Source organism: Nocardia amamiensis, from assembly GCF_015477605.1.
Classification (GTDB): Bacteria; Actinomycetota; Actinomycetes; order Mycobacteriales; family Mycobacteriaceae; genus Nocardia; species Nocardia amamiensis_A.
The window spans coordinates 1-15,781 of the sequence record NZ_JADLQX010000048.1; the positions used below are offsets into that span (position 1 = coordinate 1).

The 15,781-nt window shown below is 64.6% G+C and carries 13 protein-coding genes; 11 read left to right on the forward strand and 2 right to left on the reverse strand.

What is annotated here, in order from left to right; genetic code table 11:
- A partial coding sequence (locus IU459_RS34410; protein WP_195133778.1) for a thioesterase domain-containing protein occupies positions 1-1,154 on the forward strand: 1,154 nt, incomplete at its 5' end.
- 608 nt (positions 1,155-1,762) lie between these two features.
- Positions 1,763-2,287: an ATP-dependent DNA ligase gene (locus IU459_RS38950; protein ID WP_324199139.1), complete on the forward strand. Its 525-nt coding sequence runs from the start codon at positions 1,763-1,765 to the stop codon at positions 2,285-2,287.
- A 6-nt stretch (positions 2,288-2,293) separates the two neighbouring features.
- Here IU459_RS38950 and IU459_RS34420 read toward each other — a convergent pair whose 3' ends face one another.
- Complete coding sequence (locus IU459_RS34420; RefSeq protein ID WP_195133779.1) at positions 2,294-2,965, reverse strand: trimeric intracellular cation channel family protein; 672 nt, start codon at positions 2,963-2,965, stop codon at positions 2,294-2,296.
- Positions 2,966-3,434: 469 nt separating this feature from the next.
- Between IU459_RS34420 and IU459_RS34425 the strand changes: the two genes are divergently transcribed.
- From IU459_RS34425 to IU459_RS34440, 4 genes are all read left to right on the forward strand, one after another.
- On the forward strand, positions 3,435-3,989 hold the full coding sequence (locus IU459_RS34425) for a TetR/AcrR family transcriptional regulator (RefSeq protein WP_195133780.1): 555 nt from the start codon (positions 3,435-3,437) through the stop codon (positions 3,987-3,989).
- A complete protein-coding gene (locus IU459_RS34430) occupies positions 3,986-5,815 on the forward strand; it encodes an alpha/beta fold hydrolase (RefSeq protein ID WP_195133781.1) in 1,830 nt (609 codons plus the stop codon). The genes IU459_RS34425 and IU459_RS34430 overlap by 4 nt, the downstream gene beginning before the upstream one ends.
- Positions 5,812-7,143 (forward strand): M20 metallopeptidase family protein, encoded by a 1,332-nt coding sequence (locus tag IU459_RS34435; protein ID WP_195133782.1) that lies wholly within the window; start codon positions 5,812-5,814, stop codon positions 7,141-7,143. The genes IU459_RS34430 and IU459_RS34435 overlap by 4 nt, the downstream gene beginning before the upstream one ends.
- Before the next feature lie 759 nt (positions 7,144-7,902).
- Positions 7,903-8,787, forward strand: a complete 885-nt coding sequence (locus IU459_RS34440) for a hypothetical protein (RefSeq protein ID WP_195133783.1) — start codon at positions 7,903-7,905, stop codon at positions 8,785-8,787.
- A gap of 524 nt (positions 8,788-9,311) precedes the next feature.
- On the opposite strand, the gene IU459_RS34445 is transcribed toward IU459_RS34440, so the two are convergent.
- Positions 9,312-10,712, reverse strand: coding sequence for a DEAD/DEAH box helicase (locus IU459_RS34445; RefSeq protein ID WP_195133784.1), 1,401 nt, complete (start codon positions 10,710-10,712; stop codon positions 9,312-9,314).
- 610 nt (positions 10,713-11,322) lie between these two features.
- Here IU459_RS34445 and IU459_RS34450 point away from each other — a divergent pair.
- From IU459_RS34450 to IU459_RS34470, 5 genes are all read left to right on the forward strand, one after another.
- Positions 11,323-11,484, forward strand: a complete 162-nt coding sequence (locus IU459_RS34450) for a hypothetical protein (RefSeq protein ID WP_195133785.1) — start codon at positions 11,323-11,325, stop codon at positions 11,482-11,484.
- 258 nt (positions 11,485-11,742) lie between these two features.
- Entirely contained in the window at positions 11,743-12,192 is a 450-nt protein-coding gene (locus IU459_RS34455) for a helix-turn-helix domain-containing protein (protein ID WP_195133786.1), read from the forward strand.
- A gap of 109 nt (positions 12,193-12,301) precedes the next feature.
- A complete protein-coding gene (locus IU459_RS34460) occupies positions 12,302-13,597 on the forward strand; it encodes an aminotransferase class I/II-fold pyridoxal phosphate-dependent enzyme (RefSeq protein ID WP_195133787.1) in 1,296 nt (431 codons plus the stop codon).
- Between the two features lie 2 nt (positions 13,598-13,599).
- The gene (locus tag IU459_RS34465; protein WP_195133788.1) at positions 13,600-15,057 is read left to right on the forward strand and encodes an FAD-dependent oxidoreductase; all 1,458 of its coding nucleotides are present in this window, start codon (positions 13,600-13,602) and stop codon (positions 15,055-15,057) included.
- Positions 15,050-15,781: an SDR family NAD(P)-dependent oxidoreductase gene (locus IU459_RS34470; RefSeq protein WP_195133789.1), complete on the forward strand. Its 732-nt coding sequence runs from the start codon at positions 15,050-15,052 to the stop codon at positions 15,779-15,781. Before IU459_RS34465 ends, IU459_RS34470 begins: the two co-directional genes overlap by 8 nt.

Genomic DNA, 15,781 nt, shown 5'->3' on the forward strand with positions numbered 1-15,781 from the left:
TGCCGGTGTTCGCCCCGGTGGTGTTCCGGGCGCCGGTGACTGCGGTGGAGCAGGTGGTGGCGGGGGTGTTCGCGGAGGTGTTGGGGGTGGAGCGGGTGGGGCTCGACGACGATTTCTTCGCATTGGGCGGGAACTCGTTGCTCGCGGTCACTGTGGTGACTGCGCTGCAGGAACGACTCGGTAGCCGGATTCCGTTACCACTGATTTTCCTGGATCCGACAGTCACAGGGGTTGCCGGTCGCATCGGGGATCCACTGGGCCTCATCAGAGTGTCGATCGACGATGCTTTCGGTGCGGTGATTCCGCTGCGTTCGACCGGAAGTCATCCGGCTCTGTTCTGCGTACATCCGGGACTCGGACTCTCGTGGGCGTATTCGGGGCTGGTTCGATACCTCTCACCTGACCGCCCGGTATATGGTCTGCAATCGCCGGTCATCAGCGGTGAACCGAACTTCGAATCGGTTGGTCAGCTGGCCCATCGGTATGTCGACGAGATGCGCGCAGTCCAGCCGCACGGACCCTACCATCTGCTGGGGTGGTCCTTGGGTGGCGCAATTGCACATGCCATGGCCGTCGAGTTGCGCAGAGCCGGTGACGCCGTTGCCACGCTCGCAATGATGGATTCTGTCCTTTACGAAGAAGATACGGCCGCGGTCTACGGGGACGATCCACTCGGGGGGAGGGTAAGCGCCGAGAAGTTGGTCCACGCCATAAGTTCGGACCTCGCCGACAGCCACGTCGAAGGTCTCGAAACTGTAGGTAGGACGCTCGCCGACTCCCACACCGATGGCGAGTTTTCCTTCGAGGATGCCGCCGCGCTGTTGAACAGGTTGTTCGGTCCGGAGACCGGTCTCACCTCCACGCACCTAGAACGACTTGCCGCCTCGGTTGAGAACTCCAGACGGATATGGCGCGAATACCGGCCGGGTGTCTTCGACGGGGACTTGCTCTACTTCAGCGCGGCGGGCTCGGCGAGCGTGATGGACCATGCCGGCAAGCAACGCCCGGCGCAGGCATGGCGGTCCGCTGTTACCGGCACCGTGCACGAGAACACGGTGGACTGCGAGCATACTCAGATGACGTCACCGGAGGCATTGGCGGTCATTGGTCCCATCCTCGAGAACCACATTGTCGATCCTGCGCGGCAGTCCTAGACGCCGCCATGGCAGTAGTGCGACACGGCACTGGGATGTCTGAAGGGGCGGTGTCCTGTCAGGCTTGTTTTCGGTTGTGGTCGCCCGGTTTTGGGTGGCGCCGAGTAGGCGCCTGTTTGTCCCGTTCTCGGATGATCCGGTCGGCGAGACGGTACACCGCGCCACCTCGTCGGAAATCGCGAACCTATCGGCGGCCTCGCGGGCCGCGATGAACGCCCGACACTCCTCGCCGGGGCGACCGCGATCGCGGTACAGGAAGTTGTGGCTGGCCGAGCCACCGACGACCAGCAGGGCGCCGAGCCAGAGAGTTTAGGTGGTCACGGTGTCGCGGGTCCTTCCGAGTCGGCGGGCCGAGGTCTCGGGGGACAGGGTGTCATGATTGTCGGCGCCGAGCAGGTCGGCGGGTGCGGAGCGACCCGCGCACTGCCGGCTGCGAGAACCGGCAAAGGCCGTCGGAGCTGCGCGAAAGGGGCGCACAATCGGCCCCATGAGCCGGCTGATCGCGCCGGCGCACCCGCGGACAACGCGGAACAGCGTTGGTCGTTCGAAATGAAGTACGACGGGTGCCGGGTGTTGGCCTCCGTCGGCGGCGGCCGCGAGCCGGAGCTGTGGACCGCAACCTCAACCCGGTCACCTCGTCCTACCCCGAAATCGCCGAGGCATTGTCGACAGCGTTCGGCGACCGCGGGCGCCTCGTCCTCGACGGCGAGATCGTGGCCCTCGATCGTGGGCGGCCGTCCTTCGGCCTGCTCCAGCGCCGCATGGGAGTCGTTCATGCGACGAAGCCCCTGCAACGGCGAATAGCCGTGACCTACTTGCCTTTTGATGTGCCCGTACTCGAGGACAACGACATCATGAGTGCGCCGTACCTGGATCGGCGGGGAGAATCGGCCGAGCTGGGGTCGATCGCCCAGGACGTCGGCGGGCTACCGATCACCGTGCTGCCGCACTGGGAATCCCAGAACGGTCGGATCATGTTGAACGCCGCCAGATCGGCCGGGATGGAGGGGATAGCCGGGAAGCGGTCGACCTCGATTTACGACATGATCGCGCGTCATACGACACCAGCCTCGAAACGTACAGCGTGTCGACATGCGGCCACCTCCTCGCAGAAGAGTCGTTGCGGATCATGATCCGGGTCACTGCGATCGCTTATCCGCCCGGGCCTGAGGTGCGCGCCAGTGGTAGTGCAGAGCAAGCAGCCTGAGGGCCACAGCACCGAGGGCGGCGAGTGATCCGGTGAGATCGGTGAGACGGTCGAAGTAGACCAGCACGGCGGTGACAGCGGCGCCGAGTAGAGCGGGGATGGCGTAGATCTCCTGGTCGGGGCGAAGGACGCGGGGAACCTGTCCGGCGAGGAGGTCGCGCAGCGCGCCGCCGCCGACGGCGGTCACCACGCCGATCAGGGTGGCCGAGGGGGCGCCGAATCCGAATTGGAAGGCGGTGAGGGTTCCAGTGACGCAGAAGGTTCCGAGACCCAGCGCGTCGGCGATGTCGAGCGGTCGGCCGGTCAGCTTCCGGGGCGGGTGCCAAAAGAAGATGGTCGCTGCGGCGGCGAGCGCGACGCCCAGATACCAGAGGTCGGTGAAGGCGACCGGCGGGTGACGGCCGACGATGAGGTCACGGGTGATGCCGCCGCCGACGGCGGTAACGGCGGCGAGGGTGCCGATACCGATGATGTAGAAGTTCTTTCGCACCGCGAGCAGCGCCCCGGACACGGCGAAGGCGAAGGTGCCGAGACCGTCGCCGATCTGCTGGGCGAGTGAGACCGCGGAGTGGATTGCGGCGAAGCTGGTCAACGGGTTGGACATGTCGGGTCGGATGCCTGTCTGGAGTCGGTCACAATTGGCATGCGAATGTAGCTGGTCATGCATAGCAGGGCGAAGGCTGGCGCAGTCTGCGCAGGGCGTCACACCTCTCTTCGGGCAAAGCGTTTCGACAGCTTGTGTGCACCGCAGCCGAAGCCGTACTGCCAAGCGCTTGCTGGACTACCGCAACCCGATGGTGGGGATGGCTACCCCGTTGACTTCTTCGGCAATGCCGACCCCGGCGTAAACCGCTGCGGTGTCAGCGGATCAGCATGCGGCGTTGTCCGGAGCGGCGTCGTTCCGCAACTCGTGCATGCCGCCTGGTAGCCGCCCCGCTCCTCCGGTCGCACCGCTGCCGCAGCGTGATCGTCGTGCGGCAGGGCCACTTGAAATAATCAGTAGACTGGTCTATTTTCCCCCTATGAGCGTTACAACCAAAGGAGCTGAGACAAGCGGCCGAATGGTGCAGTCGATGCTGGAGTTGATCCAGACGCACGGCTACAGCGGTGTCGGACTCAATGCGGTCTTGACGCATGCGGGGGCCCCCAAAGGATCGCTGTACTTCCACTTCCCGGAGGGGAAGGAGGAGCTCGGCGAGAGGGCGATCGAACTTGCGGCCGAACGGTTCCGAGCATTGATGGCCGAGCAGCCGACGACGATCGCCACTGCGGATCTGATCCGGCAGGTGTTGGATGTGTTGGTTGACCTGCTCGTGGGCAGTGACTTTCGAATCGGCTGTCCGGTGTCGGTGGTCACGCTCGAGATGGGTGCCCACAGTGAACGGTTGCGCTCGGCTTGTGCGGCCGCGTTCGAGTCCTGGATCGCTTTGGTTGGCGAGCATCTAACCGCAGCCGGTCACCCGCCTTCCACTGCTCGCGCCCTGGCGACGGCGATGGTCAGCATGGTCGAGGGTGCCGTGATCGTGGCACGAGCAACGCGCGATGTCGAACCGCTACGCAGCGCGGCAACAGTCCTGGACAGCCTGCTCGGCCGAACCCCATCCATTCCGAAGGAGAAGTCGTCATGAGCGACACCCGTCACGCGCTGGTTTTCGGGGCCAGCGGATTCCTGGGGCGCCATCTCATACTTGCCTTGGACGAGGCCGGTATCCGTGTCACCGCCGCCGCGCGTAGTAGCGAGTCCTTTGCGCGGCTGGCGTCCTGGTTGGCTGACCACGGGTGCAGGGCAGCTCCGATTGATCTTCGAGTCGACTTCGATACGCCGAGCCTGGTCCAAGGCGATAACCGGGAACTGGATGACGTCACCGAGGTCTACGGTTGCGCGGGCGCCTACCGGTGGGGGATGACCACGGCAGAGGCGCGGCAAGCCAATGTGGACAACGTCCGGGCGATCGTGTCTTTGGCAGCCCAGTTGCCGAAGTTGGCCAGGGTGGTGCATGTTTCCGGCTACCGCGTGGGCGGGCAGGACCCGGCCGGTGTGCCGTGGAGTAAGGAGCGCGTCGATCGGACCTATCGTCGTCTCGGTGCCTACGAGGCTTCGAAAGTCGAGGGGGACGCGGTCTTTCAGGCAGTGGCCAACGAGTTGGGTGTCCCGTGGTCGATCGTGAACCCCTCCAGCGTCATTGGCGTCAGTACCACCGGAGAGTCCGACCAGCAGCTTGGTCTTGCAGCCAATCTGAAGGAGATCTGGCAGGGAACCATGGCTGCCCGGCCAGGGAATTCGAGCACATTCGTCCCCATCGTGCCGGTCGATTACCTGGCCCGCTTCATGGCTCTGCTTCCCAGCGATCCCGGCACTGCCGGAAAGTCCTTCTGGTTGCTCGACGATGGCACTCCAGGACTTCCAGACCTGCTCTCCCTGGTTGGTCGGCACTATCGGGTCAAGGTACCGCGGGCGCGCGTTCCCGTCGGGCTGGTGAAGCGGCTTCCCCCGAGCATAACCAAAGCCGATCCCGAGACCCTGACCTTCCTCGCCTCCGATCGTTACCCCACCGGCCCGGCCCAGAGGTTTGCCGAGCGCCACAATTTGCCTTTCCCGGACACCGCATCATCGATCCTGCGCTGGGCCGATCACCTTGCTGCCCATCGATTCGGGGCCGCAACCGCTGATAAATCTCCGCGGGCCTTCGAGGAGCAGGCGGGTGTGCGGACATTCAGGATCGGAGTAGCGGATTCGCCTACTGTTGTGCTTCCAGGTCTGCCCGTGAATGCCGATACCTGGGGCCCGGTCGCGACAGCTTTGGGCGACGCGCGTGTCGTCGACTTGCCGGGTCTTGGGATGTCTTCGGGTAGTGGGCGAGAGTGGTCGGCGTGGCTCGATGCACTACTCGCACCGACACGTAATGCGCATCTGGTGGGTCATTCGATCGGCTCTGCCGCCGTGCTCGAGTACGCCGCTGCGAATCCAGAGCGGGTCGCACTGATCACGCTGGTCGCGCCATTCTTTCTGCAGCCGAGCGCCGAGCGCTCGACACGTCTGACACCGTTGACCCGTTGGTACCTTCGGCGTGTCGGTGCAGCCGAGCTGTCTCGGAAGCTCACCGGCACTATCGATTACGCCGCCGCATTGGAATCGAGCGTGCTCGACATTCGCCGCTCGCCTGTCGCAGCCAACGTCGCAAAATTGCTGGCCGCCGCGGCGAACGAAAGGTGGCGCGCCGAACTGCGGTCCACCCTCGAACAGTATCCGGGCCAGGTCCACGTGGTCATCGGGTCCGAGGATGGGCTGACCAACCAGGCACACGCGCTGTTGAATTCGCTCAGGACACGCGTCGAGCTCACGACGATCCGCGGCGCCGGACACCATCCTCAGCTGACCCACCCCGAGGTCCTTGCCAACGTCATCGGCCACCCTGTCCCCGCGACGTCGATTACCGAGCCGGCTCACCGATGACGCCCACCATACTCCGAGACCAAGTCGACCAGGCCCTCCGGGATCTCGAACCCGAATTGATCCGGCACCGGCACCACTTGCATCGCAATCCTGAACTGTCCAACCGCGAAATTGCCACTGCGGCCTACCTAGCAGAGCAGCTCAGGCGGTTCGGCGTCGACGAGATCCGCACCGACCTCGCCGGGCATGGCGTTATCGGGGTGATCCGCGGTGGGAAGCCAGGCGACAAGACGATCGCGCTGCGCGCTGATATGGACGCACTCCCGGTGCGAGAGACCTCAGGTGTGAGTTTCGCGTCCGACCGAGAGGTAGAAGGACCGAACGGCACGAGCATCCCGGTCGCGCACGCCTGCGGCCATGACTGCCATATGGCGACGGTGCTGATCGCCACCAAAGTGCTCGCAATGTTTCGAAGTGAGCTCCCCGGCACAGTCTTGTGCGTATTTCAGCCCGCTGAGGAAGGCGCACCTATAGGTGAGCAGGGCGGCGCTCAGGTCATGATCGACGAAGGCGCGTTCGCCGGTGTCGAGCCGACGATGGTGTTCGGCATGCACGTCTCACCATTGCCCAGCGGCACCGTGGCATACCGGTCGGGTAGCCAATTCGCAGCCTCGACCCGGGTCGAGGTGATCATCCAAGGTCGGCAGACACACGCCGCGATGCCATGGCTCGGCATCGACCCCATGCCCGCCGCCGCAGGTGTCATCGTGGGTGCCGCGCATCTAGTCCGCCGGATCCCCGTGTGGCAACCGGCGACCGTGACATTCGGGCACGTCGAAGATCAGGGCCGCTTCAATATCATCGGCGACCGGATCAGGCTCGAAGGCACAATCCGATGCGCGGAAGATGCCGATATGGAGCGGCTGAAGACCGGCCTCCACGATCTCGCTATTGGTCAGGCGCAAAGCCACGACTGCTCCGCCGAGGTCCGGTTCGATCACGAGGTGCCCGCGGTCGTGAATCAGACAGGGTGGATCGAATCCACGCTGCCGACTCTGCGTCGTCTGGTCGGCCAGGAGCGACTTCTCGTTTCGCCGCCCACACTCGGCTATGACGATGTGTCTGCCCTGATTCGCCGCTTCGGTGGCCTGTATGTGCTGTATGGCGCACAAGACACTCGGTGGGTGACGGACGGTTCCGGTGCCCCTACGTTCGAACCCATCGCGGGCGGTCGCGGCCTGGTACCGAACCATCATCCATCGTTCTACGCGAACGACGAGGCCCTGAGATGTGGTGCAGCCATACATGCCCATATTGCCCTGGACCATCTGTATGGCCTGATCGATCCGTCTGCGACGCCAACGATTCGGGTTGAGGCAGGGAGTTGACCACAGAGTTCAGAGCAGACTCGTCTGGGGTAGCAAGGCCGATACCCATGACCCGGCTGTGGCCCAGTTGTGGCCTCGATGCGCAGGGCCGGACGACCTGCTGGAGGTCGAGCAGGTCCCGCTGGCGGCACGCGGTCTGCCAGCAAGCACGTTCTAGATGGTGACTCGCGCTGCCGAACTGGCGCCAGACCGGCTCGCGACGACCTTTCTGCCCGACGCCGAACACGCCTCACCGGCAACCAGCGAGAGGCCCACAGACATCGCCGCGAGTGACCCGGTAACGAAGGCGCTAGCTCGACCGGAGTGATCCGCGTTTCGACTGCCGCACCGATCCGCGACCACCGAACCCCTCACTCACCGGTGTCGCCGTTTACGCCTTTAACGGGCCACCTGCGCAAATTTGCAGATCGACGGTGTCCGGACCCCCTCCGGACACCGTCCAGATCCCAAAAAGAATGCATCCTCTGCAAATTCGCGGAGGATGCATGACAGAACGGTGTCCGGAGGGGGAGTCGACCACTACGCACACGGGCTTCATCGACGACAGGTACTGGCCGTGGGTGTGAGTGGCTGACTGCCGTGTCCGTCCGGTCGGGTTGGCGCGCCATCGATAGCCGCCCCGGCACCGAAGATGTTCAGAGCCGACGACCGGATCGAAGTGTCCTACCCAAAGACTATCCTCGAACGGCTACAGCAGCCCGACGGAGCTGACGCCAGAGACAGAGCTGCCCGACAGGCGTGGCTCACTAGGCTGGCTGGGTGGAGTTCACAACGGATTTCGAGCGTGGTGGGTGGCTGCTGGCGCGCGTCGGCGAACACGGGGTCGGCGGCGTCGCTGGTACCGGCTTCGAGGCTTATGCGCGGATCCTGCACCCGGTCGAGGCGACCCGCCGCGACGTCACGGTCACCGACGAGTGGGGCAATCCCGAGATCGTGGAGGAGGCGATGTGGCCGTGGGCCGAGGTCGCCGTGCGCAACGGCAGAGTGATGCATCCGCTGGTGCAGTGGCGCAACCTCACCGACGGTGAGGACGAAGCGGCTATGTCGTTCGACGACGGCTGGCAAGTCGGCCAGACCGTCGAGGGGTGGTTCGACCCATGCCTGCTGGCCGCGCTCACTGTCCACCTCCGTGCAGCCACCGAGGCACCGGAAGAGGTGACGGCTGGAGTTTGGAATGGATTCGGCGAGCTGAACACATCCTCGGGTGCGGTGTTCGTCGCGTCCACCGACGGCGATCCGCAGAACCTTGAGCGCGAGCGAGCTCGAATCGACGCCGAGCTGGCTGCCTCTGTCGCGCCGCAGGTCAGACGGGCGGTCGAGGCAGGGCCTTTCCTGCGGTGGCCGGGACGCGATTTCATGCTGTTCGACACCAGTCTCTCCGAACTCGCCGACCCCAGCTGGGTGCATGCGGCGGGCCTGGGCTGGACGACCGACTTCCCCGGAGTGATGCCCCAGCTGCTCTGGCCCGCCGACCACGCATGGGTTGTGGCCAGCGAGATCGACTTCGACTCCACGATCGTCGCCGGCTCACGGGCTCTGATCGACGCGGTTGTGGCCGACGATCGTTTCGAGGCCTTCGAGATCACCGAGGAATCGGATCTGAGCTGGGACGGCGACACAATCAACCCCGCGCCGCAGGACTGAGATGCCGGCGCGAGCTCGACCAGGGCGTGCAACCGAGGTCCACGACGATCTCACGAACAGGGCGGCAGTACTCATGGAGTCGGCGGCCGCACGCCCCGAGACGGCTCAGTAATCCGCGCGAGGAGCAGTGGTCGGACGGCGACCGATGATTGCACCCACGCCGACACCCGCGGTCCGGCCTTGGTCACGTCGAAAACCCCGGCGTACACACTGTGCCGCCATATCCTATTTTTCCGAGCCGGAGCCAATTCCCCATGCTCCCAGGGCAACGGGCGTCCGTGGTAGATCGCACGAATCCCCTTCTTGGGATCGACCGGATCAACCTTCGGCGGGCTGAAGTACTCTACTGCCCGCCAGTACCGCACGATTCGCGCCTGCCGCTCGCACTCTTCGCTTCTGCGCTCCATCAAGCCCCGCCAGATTAAATCGGCTGTCGCACTTGATAGAAAGGATTCGCCGGCGATGCTCAGCGCCTCGGAGATCTCGGCACAGGCTGGTCTGGGTGAGCGACCGAAAAACGGGACCTATGCGGCCGTTCCGCGCGCGGAGTGAGCGCGCGGCTTGGCGCGCGACTGCCCTTGCGCCGCACTGCCGTTGCGACGGCCGCTGCCTTGGCGCGGTCCGCCACTGCCCCTGCGCGGGCGGCCATTGCCTTGGCGCAGTCCGCCACTGCTGCGGTACGGTCCGCCGCTGCTGCGGCGGTCGTCTTCACGTGCCGCCCGCTCGCTGTAGGAGGGCGCGACGAATGGGGCAGTCGTGCCGACGAGCTCGGCCACCACGGGCGAATCGGCGGTGACCCGTTGCGGGGTCACGGTGATCTTGGCCTTGCGCATGAGGTCGGCCAGGCCGCGTCGTTCGCCGGGCAGCACCAGGGTGATCACTTCACCGGAGTTGCCGGCCCGCGCGGTACGGCCTGAACGGTGCAGGTAGGCCTTGTGTTCGGCGGGCGGGTCCACGTGCACGACCAGCTCGACATCGTCGACGTGCACGCCGCGCGCGGCCACATCGGTGGCCACCAGCACCAGGGCATCACCGGCGGCGAAGACCGCGAGGTTGCGGTCGCGGGCACCCTGCGAGAGGTTGCCGTGCAGATCGACGGCCGGGATTCCGGCGAGGGTCAGCTGCCTGGCCAGTTTGCGAGCCTGATGTTTGGTGCGCATGAACAGGATTCGCCGACCCGAGCCCGAAGCGAGCCGGTGTACGACCTCGCGCTTGGCTTCGACGCTCGCGGTTTCGAAAACGTGATGGGTCATGGCGGCGACCGGGGAGTTCGCCTCATCGACCGAATGCAGCTCGGCATCCGGCAGGAAGCGGCTGACCAGCTTGTTGACGCCGTTATCCAGGGTGGCCGAGAACAGCAGGCGCTGACCGTCATTCGGGGTGGCCGCGAGAATGCGGGTCACGCCTGGCAGGAACCCGAGGTCGGCCATGTGGTCGGCCTCGTCGATAACTGTGACCTCGACGGCATCCAGGGAGATCAGACGTTGGTTCATCAGATCCTCGAGCCGGCCGGGGCAGGCGACGACAATGTCGACACCGGCGCGCAGCGCCCGGACCTGCCGGTTCTGCGGGACCCCACCGAAAATCGTGGTGACGGTCATGCGATAGGCCGCGGCGAGGGGTTCCAGCGCCGCCGTGATCTGGGTGGCCAACTCCCGAGTCGGCGCCAGCACCAGGCCGGTCGGGCGGCTCGGTGCGCGCCTACCGGCGAGACCGCCGCCGAGACGGTTGACCATAGGAATGGCGAAGGCCAGCGTCTTGCCGCTGCCGGTCCGGCCACGGCCCAGCACGTCGCGTCCGGCCAGCGAATCGGGCAGGGTGTCGGTCTGGATCGGAAAAGGCTCGGTGATCCCGGCGCGAGTCAACGCCTTCACCAGCGGTGCGCTCACGCCGAGCGCGGCAAAAGAGATGTCAGCAGAACTCATAGGTGTTGCGGTGCCTTTCAGGCATCAGGTGGTGCCCGAGCCGTCTACGGACCTTCCGGGTCCGCGCCGGGGGCACGAAATGGCGAGATTGCCGATGGGCAAAATCGATCGCCGTAAGAAGAGCGGATGCGGCAAGCGCTGGTTGCGAAGCGAATGCGATCTACGACGCTTGGCGTGACATGTCACGCACTCGATCCACACTAGCCTGTGATGGGCGGTTCGTACTCATCGGGTGATGTTTCTCGCTTCTGGCCAGGGCTGGGCCGCCAGGCTCGCGTTCGCCCGCCCTGTGACAGCGGATCCTCGGACACGCCGTCGCCCTGGCAGCCGAAGCTCGACCCATCGCACTCACTCCGGCGGCCGGAACCCAGCCAGTTGTCGCCAGCGGGGGCTCGCCCAGCGTCGCGCCGAACAGCAAGCCCTCGCCCGGCTGCTGGAAGCCTCGCCGGCCGACTCCGGCCGCGCCGTTCAGTGCGGCGGCTCCGCGACAACGCATCGGGTCCCGTCTCGCTCACCCTCGGCCCCGCCCCAGGAAGGACACGACCGTGACCAGCCAGATACAGCCATCCTTCCCAGGTGCGGACGTAGGTGATGTCACCGGCGAGTGTGCGTGAACGCCAGGCATTGCTGCCGGGTCTGCGCACTCTGGAACGTTTTGGTCACCGATGGGCGGCAGGCCGCTGATCGGCGGTTGTGGGGTCAGCTGACCGATCAGCTGAGCGCCGGTTCAGCGTCGGCGCTGCTGGCGTTGCTGGTCAAGCACCAGATTTGAGGCGCGATCGCGCGAGTCGATAACGTTCGCAGAACCTCCCTGGAGATGTCGGCAATGACAACGCGGTCCCGCGCGAATCCGGAACGTGGGCAGCCGAATAGGTCGATCGACCGATGCCGGTGTGCCGTTGTGGGATCAGCATGGGAAGCGACTGATACTGGCCCGATCCGTAAGGGGTGCGATGATTCCCGCCGCCGAGCGGCCCGCCGGATGGCTCGCGCTCGACCAGCACCCGGGGGAACCGTCTTGAGCAGGCGAATGAGCGATTTGACGCCGCATGTCTCCGCACGGCACAGGTTCGGTGCCGAGGTGCGCCGACAACGCATCCAGCATGGATTGTCGCAGGCCGAGCTGGGCCGGAGGATCTTGCACAGTGCCTCGACGGTCGCCAAAGTCGAGACCGCCCAGCGCTGGCCGAGCCAGGACTTCGCCGAGCACAGCGATTCGGTTCTCGAGACCGGCGGGGAACTCCTGCAGCTATGGCACGAGGCGCAACTCGAACGCACCGACCAGCAGGTCGCCCCGCCGAGGTCGGTCGTGGAGCAGCATCTTGTGGAAAACCACCCGGAAATAGAACCGTTCACCGAGTTGCTGTCCAGGCTGGTCATAATCTGGATGGACCTGCGCGGCACCGAAACCTGGCCGAGGGTCCGGACTCTGATAATCGCCCGGCTCGATGCCGCCCTGTGCCTCGAAGCGGAATGTTAACAGCCATTCGAAAAGGTCCAAATCGTGTACAGCAGCGCATTGTTGGACAGACATCCGGTCCAATTCCGAATATTGCAGCGGGACAGCCGAACCATGTTGAATCGAATATGTGACATCACCAGAACTCATCCGCGACCGCCAAGATCGAGCAGTGCAACCACCTGGCAGTGCGAAGCTGCGGAACACACCATTTGTCGTCAAGGAAGCGGCCGCCAACTACGAGCGTGCGATCAAGGCCAACCTGATGCAAGTGACCGTGCAGGGAAGAAACGGAAAACACGTTCTACTCCCCGACAATTCCGACGTCGTAGAGTTCGTCAACTGCTCGTACCTCGGGCTTGATCTGCACCCCAAGGTGATCGAAGCCTCGAAATCCGTCGACGAGCAGTGGGGAATGAATTTCTGCTGTGCACGCTCACGGTTTTCCATCGAGCCGCAGCGTCTCCTCGAGGAGGAACTGTCGGAATTGTATCGGGGCCGGGTGATCACCTTTCCGTCGACGACGACCGCGCATATCTCGCTGATGCCGCTACTGGCAAGCGGTGTGCTTATCGACCAGTACGAACCCCGCAAGACCTGCCTGATCTTCGACCAGTTCGCGCATTCATCCATGCAGTACCTGAAGCCGGTGCTGGCCGTCGAGGCGAGGGTTGAGACCATTTCGCATAATTCCCTCGAGGCGCTGCGCGAACAGGTACTGCAGGCGAAAGCCCGGGATGAGGTGGCGGTCTATATCGCCGATGGCATCTATTCGATGGGTGGCCTCTGCCCGGCCCGCGAACTCCTGGACCTGGCCGAGGAACTCGACTTCTTCCTCTACATCGATGACGCGCACGGCATGACGGTTTTCGGTGAGCGCGGCGAAGGCATCTTGCTCAGCGAGATCGCGGGTGATGTCCCGGACCGGGTGATCCTCACCTTCTCGCTGTCCAAGGGTTTCGGCGCCTACGGCGGCGGGCTGGTGGTCGCCGGTGAATGGCGTGAGCGTCTGATCCGGTCCTACGGGCAGGTCTACTCCTTCTCCGCGGCGCAGACCTTCCAAGCGGTACATGCCTGCCGGGCCGTCGTCGACCTGCACAAGGACGGCACGATCGCCCGGCTGCAACAGACGCTGCGGGAACGCGTCACGCTGTTCGACGAGCTGATGGGCGAGCCACTGCCGTTCAGCCCGATCCGCATGGTGATGATCGGCGACGAGCAGGACGCCATTTCGGCCGGCGAAGAGATGCTGCGGCAAGGGTATTACGTCTCCGTTGTCTTCTTCCCAATCGTGCGCAGGCGATCCGCGCAGTTGCGTGTGTGCATTGCCGCGAACCACACCGAGGCCGATATCCGCGGTCTCGCGGCCGCGCTCAAACACGTTCAGGCGAAATATGCCAAGGCCCCGGCGATTTCGAGGGGCTGACGATGAAGCGCACGGAGTTGCATGTCGTCGTCGGCGCGGGGGTCGCCGGTTGCCTCGCCGCGATCACGCGCAGCCGCGCGGGCTATGCCGTCGTCGTTCTCGAGAAGGAACGGGCGCGGTTCGCCGGAACGTACCCGGTGTGCACGCAGACCAGCAATATCGTCAGCGAAAACCACAGTGGCGCAGAGTATCCGTTCGACCCGCAGAGCGCCAGGGACTGTCTCGACGGCCGGATCGTGAACGATCGGTTCTTCCCCGAACTGATCTACAGCGGCAAGACCTACAGCCGCATCATCGCCTCGCAGAGCATGATGACCGACGGGCACGACATCGTCGGCCAGTGCCGAGCCAATATGGATGTCATCCGCTCGCATTACGCACAGCGGTGCCAGGAGGACCCGGCGAACGCGGTGTTCGGCGAGCCGTCCGCTATCTGCCGGGAGATCCCGGACGTCCCCGGCGTTCTGGACGTCGCGGCCGGATTCCTTACGCCGCAACGAGGAATGAACCCCGTGCTGGTGTCGACCGTCCTGGACTGGGAACTTCGGGAGTGCGGGGTCGACTTTCGCGAAGGCAGCACCGTCACCACCATCGACCGCCGCGCTGACGGACGGTACCTCGTCGAATACACCTCGGCGGACGGCTCCGCGGAATCCCTGATCGCCGACCAGGTGAGCCTGTGCGCGGCGACCGCCGCCTTCGGGATGGCCAGGAAGCTGAACCCGGCACTGAACTTCCCTCGGCTTTTCATGGCGCTGCGGGGAATCCTCTATGTGGATCTGCCCGACGGCACGGACAAGAACTTCACCTGCCTGAAGCTCGAGGATTCCTACGGTGGCATGCTCAGCCCGCTCAACGAGCACTGCGCAATGATCTACCATCCGCCTGCCGCGCACATCATGAACGTCGTGATGAATCCGGAAACCTGCGAATTCCCGGTCGAATACAGGCAGTATCTCACCGCGGGCCACCCGGAAATGGAGGAGCGAGCCGAGCGGACCCTGACCAGGCTACGTGACTTCTATCCGGAGCTCGCCCGGTCGGAAATTCTTGGCACCTACCTGAAGGTTGCCATCAATACGGTCTCGGATTCGCGCATACGTCGCAACATCGGCGTGTTCGGTGTGCAGCCGGGCGCCACGATGACCGTTCTTCCCAAATGGACGATGTGTGTGGTGAATGCCAGGACCGAACTGCGCCTCGCGCTCGAGCACTCGGTCGTGAACGGAAACATCGAGGCCGGGGAGGTGGCCGAGTTGCTCGCCGCGTCGATCAGGAGCTGCTGGGAAACGAGTCCCGCCTGGGCGGATTCCGTCGAGGCGTGCACTGATCAGGCGCGGAAGCACGCGATCAATATGCGGGTTCCAGAGGTGCTGGCCCTGCGGTTCGGGAACCGCGCCGACTCGATCACCGCCGGGGGTTCCGGCTCGCCGGACGGAAATAGGGATATCAGTGAATAAGACGATTCTGATCACCGGCGCTGGAACAGGCATCGGCGCGGCGACCGCGCGCGAGCTGGCACCGGGAAACCGAATGATCTTGCACTACAACACATCCAAGGCCGACGCCGTCGCATTGCGCGAAGAGTTGGCGCCATTGTGCGAGAGCGTCGATCTTGTCGGCGCCGATCTCACCACCGATATCGGCTGCGAGAACCTTGTCGATGAAATCGCCGGGCTGTTGCCGGCCCTCGACGTCCTGGTCAACAACGCCGGCGGAATGCTCGAGCGGCAGTCGGTCAAGGACCTTACGTGGTCCCACCTCGCCGACACCTTCGTGCTCAACGCCGTGTCCGCCATGCGGCTCACCAGCTTGTGCACTGGTTTGCTCGAGCGGGGCACGAATCCGTGCGTGGTGAACGTGACGTCGATCGCGATGCGGCACGGCGCCCCGACCGCGACTGCGTACGGCGCTTCGAAGGCGGCTGTCGATTCCTTCACCAGGGGCGCCGCGAAGGAGCTGGCACCGAAGATCCGTGTCAACGCCGTCGCTCCCGGAATGATCGACACGCGATTCCACGCACGGGTCACGCCGCAGGACATGTTGCGCCAATTCATCGAGAACACGCCACTCGGCCGTATCGGTGACGTCACCGATGTCGCCCGCACGATCAGATTCCTGGTGGAGAGCGAATTCATCACCGGCGAAACAATCGACTGCAACGGCGGATTCTCGATGCGCTGA